This is a genomic window from Deltaproteobacteria bacterium, from assembly GCA_016219225.1.
Taxonomy (GTDB): domain Bacteria; phylum Desulfobacterota; class RBG-13-43-22; order RBG-13-43-22; family RBG-13-43-22; genus RBG-13-43-22.
The window spans coordinates 1-3621 of sequence record JACRBX010000111.1 but is presented as its reverse complement, the minus strand read 5'-3'; the positions used below and the strand labels follow the sequence as shown (position 1 = coordinate 3621).

Annotated in this window: 3 protein-coding genes; all 3 read right to left on the bottom strand. The window is 52.7% G+C overall.

The features are described 5' to 3' along the window. Nucleotides 1–56: 56 nt before the first annotated feature. Nucleotides 57–992, bottom strand: a complete 936-nt coding sequence (locus tag HY879_10120; protein ID MBI5603701.1) for a pyruvate synthase subunit beta — start codon at nucleotides 990–992, stop codon at nucleotides 57–59. Nucleotides 993–1021: 29 nt separating this feature from the next. Next, nucleotides 1022–2128, bottom strand: coding sequence for a pyruvate ferredoxin oxidoreductase (gene porA, locus HY879_10115; GenBank protein ID MBI5603700.1), 1107 nt, complete (start codon nucleotides 2126–2128; stop codon nucleotides 1022–1024). Between the two features lie 41 nt (nucleotides 2129–2169). After that, nucleotides 2170–3621, bottom strand: a 1452-nt coding sequence (locus tag HY879_10110; protein MBI5603699.1) for an FAD-dependent oxidoreductase, incomplete at its 5' end; no start/stop codon positions are given.

Below are 3621 nucleotides of genomic sequence, written 5' to 3'. Positions count from 1 at the left end.
GATTATTTATTCGACGTCTTGTTGGCATGGCTACTGGCAACCCTAAAACAGGGCACTCAAATCCCTTTGTACTTGCCCTCGACCGAGTCATTAATATCCTGATCCTTAATATATTTCCGGATCTTGGCCCTCTCAGTCAAAATGCCCCATTCTTTATCCACGTTCTTTTGAATCCATTCCACTTCATCATCATTTAAATACCTGAAGCGGTTTTGTAGCTTCAAATACTCCCTGACCGGATTACCTTTCGGTTCCAAAGTAATGTTGTATTGAAACCCGTCATAGACCTCATATAAAGGAAAGACCTTCGAGTCCACCGCCAATCTTCCCATCTTGACCATATATTCCGTGGGATATCCCCAGCCCACCGGACAGGGGGATAAGATATGGAGAAATTTGGAACCCTTTATCCGGGAGGCCTTTTCAACCTTGCTCTTGAGGTCATCGGGGAAGGCGGCACAAGCGGTTGCGGCATAGGGTATCCGATGGGCCGCCATGATTTCCAGAATATTCTTTTTGATGGAGGCCTCCAAGTTACCGGCGGCCGTTGTCGTGGTGGCCGCTCCCCAGGGAGTAGCCGAACTCCTCTGATTCCCTGTATTCATGTAGCCTTCATTATCATAGCAGACATAAAGGAAATCCTCATTCCGCTCCACGGCGCCGGAGAGGGATTGAAGGCCGATATCAAAAGTACCTCCGTCTCCAGCGATCACCAGGACATTGGTCTCCCCCTTCCCCTGCCTTTTCAAACCTAATCGCACCCCTGTTGCCATGGCCGCACTGGCGGCAAAAAGAGAATGGAGGCTGGACACTTTCAAAGAAGTGTTCGGATAGGCGCCTCCGATATTCGTCCAACAGCAGGCCGAGATCACGGCAACGGTGTTCCGGCCGAGGACCTGCAGGATGAAACGGACGGCCAAAGCAGCATTGCACCCCGGGCAGGCCTGGTGCCCGGGATAAACATAATCTTCTTGAGGAGTTGAAAAATTCATGGGCTGATCCTTTAATTTGAAAATAGGGTTCAAGCGGCCCAGAGAATATCCGCAGGCGGGGATTCATTTTCCAGGGTGAATCGGATCATATCCTCGATCAGGGAAGGCGTCACATCCATGCCCCCTAGCCCGGCAACAAATCCAAAGAGGGCCGGTCTTTTCTTCCGGTTATACAGGGCGGCCTTGATCTCAGCGGCGAAAATCCCCCCCTGGCCGGAGGAAAGGTTCCGATCGATCACAGCCACCTTTTCATAAGGGGCCAACAAGGCCGCGATCTCATCGGAGGGAAAGGGTCTGAACATTTTAATTTTGATCAATCCGATTCTCTGCCCACTTTTTCGCAGATCGTCCACGGTGTCGCGGGCCGTGCTCGTAATGGTCCCCGAAGTGACCAGGACCACCTCGGCCTCCTCGCAACGATAAGTTTCCAAAGGCCCGTATCGGCGGCCAAAGACCTGGTGAAATTCCTCATCGGCGGCCTTAAAAACCGCTTTGGCCTCTTCCATGGCCTTCTGCTGGTGATAGCGAAAATTGAAATAGGCATTGGGAACAGGGGAACAGGTCCCGCAGAAGGAATGGGGATCCTCCAGGTCCAACCTGTTTTCCGGTTGGCTGTCGGCCAGATACCGATCGACCAGTTCCTGATCGAGGATCTCCACGATGTCCGTCGTATGGGAGAGAGAAAAACCCTCCAACAGAATCATGCAGGGCAAAGAGACCCTTTCAGCTACTTTGTAGGCCTGGACAATGGTATCCATGACTTCCTGGTTGTCTTCACAATAGAGCTGTATCCAGCCCGTATCCCGCTGCGAGAGGCTGTCATTCTGGTCGCACCGGATAGACCAGGGGGCACCGACTGACCGGTTGACATTGGCCATGACAATGGGAAGTCTGGCCCCGGCCGCCCAGTGCAGACCTTCATGCATATAAAGAAGACCGTGGCTGCTGGTTGCGGTAAAGGTCCGCACACCGGTTGCTGTCGCCCCTATGCAGCAAGCCATGGCTGAATGTTCGGATTCCACTTTCACAAAGTCCGCATCCAACCTGCCGTCCGCACAGAACTTCGAAAGCTCTTCGACGATGGTCGTCTGGGGGGTAATCGGATAGGCCGCAATGACCTTTACCCGGGCCAGCATGGCCCCATAAGAAACGGCTTCATTCCCTGTTATCGACGCCTTCACAAATCCATCCTTTTCTCAATTTCCATTGATAAAACGCCCCGGGGACACTCTTCAACGCAAACCCCGCATCCCTTACAGTAGTTATAATCGATTTGGTAGTGTCCCCCCTCTTTGGAAAGGGCCAAATCCGGACAGAAGGTCAAACAGGTATTACATTCGGTACAGATCCCGCAATTAAAACATCGCCGGGCTTCTTCCCGGGCCATCTGTTCCGAATAGCCCCGGGTCACCTCTTTAAAATTGGACACCCTTTCCCGGACCGGAGAAATAAATTCCTGTACCTTCCTGCCCACTGGAAAATAGTAGGGGTTGATTTCCTGAAAACGCACAATCCCATCGTCAGGCAGGGCTTGGCTCTTTTTATAAGGCCCCAATTCCAGGTCCAGTCCAAAGGCAGCCCTCCGGCCGGCACCGACGGCCTGAACCACGGTACGGGGTTGATCCACACAATCGCCGCCGGCATAGACCCTTGGGATATTGGTTCTCCCCTCCTGATCGATCCGGAATAATCCGTTGCCCGTTTCGATCGCCTCTGTCAGAGAGGCGTTTTCTACCCCGGACCCCAGGGCCGTGATGACCGAATCCACTTCAATGAAAAAATTCAACCCTTCTGAAGGGATAGACTGCCTTCGGCCGTCGGCCTGCACCTCCCCCGGCCTCATACGCCTACATTCCAACTGGATAGCATTCCCCTTCTTCAAATGGGCCTTTACCGGACTGGCCAAAAAAATAAAATCGACGCCTTCCTGTTCGGCGGCTGCAATTTCCATCTCGACGGCCGGCATTTCTTCCCGGGTCCTGCGATAGATCAATTGAACCTTGGCCCCCAGGCGGCGGGCCGATCGGGCACAATCAATGGCCGTATTGCCCCCGCCGATGACCGCCACCTTTTGTCCAATCCGGAAGGAATCCCCCTGATTTAACCGGCTTAAAAAACGGAGTCCTGAAAGGACCTCCTGGGCCTCTTCACCCGGTATGCCGAGGGTTTTTTCAATCGGGCCACCAATCCCGATAAAAACCGCATCAAAATTTTCTTTAACGGCCTTAAAGGATAAATCCCTTCCCAGACCGGTATTCGTTTTTATTTCAACCCCCCAGTCCAGGATAAATTGAATATCCCGGTCCAGAACCTCCTTAGGCAGTCGATATTCGGGGATTCCGTAACGAAGGATTCCCCCGATCAGCGGTAATCTTTCATAGATGGTAACCTCATACCCCATTCTGGCCAGGTGATAGGCACAGGACAATCCCGATGGTCCGGAACCGACGACAGCCACCTTTTTGCCCTGGGAAGGGGTCGTCGACATCCTCAACCGGGTTTTCGCGCCGTAATCGGCTAAGAATCGTTCGATGGTATGGATCGAAACCGCTTCATCATACTCTTTTCGATTGCAATTTTGTTCGCAGGGATGAAAGCAAACCCTTCCACAAACAGAAGGCAACGGGCT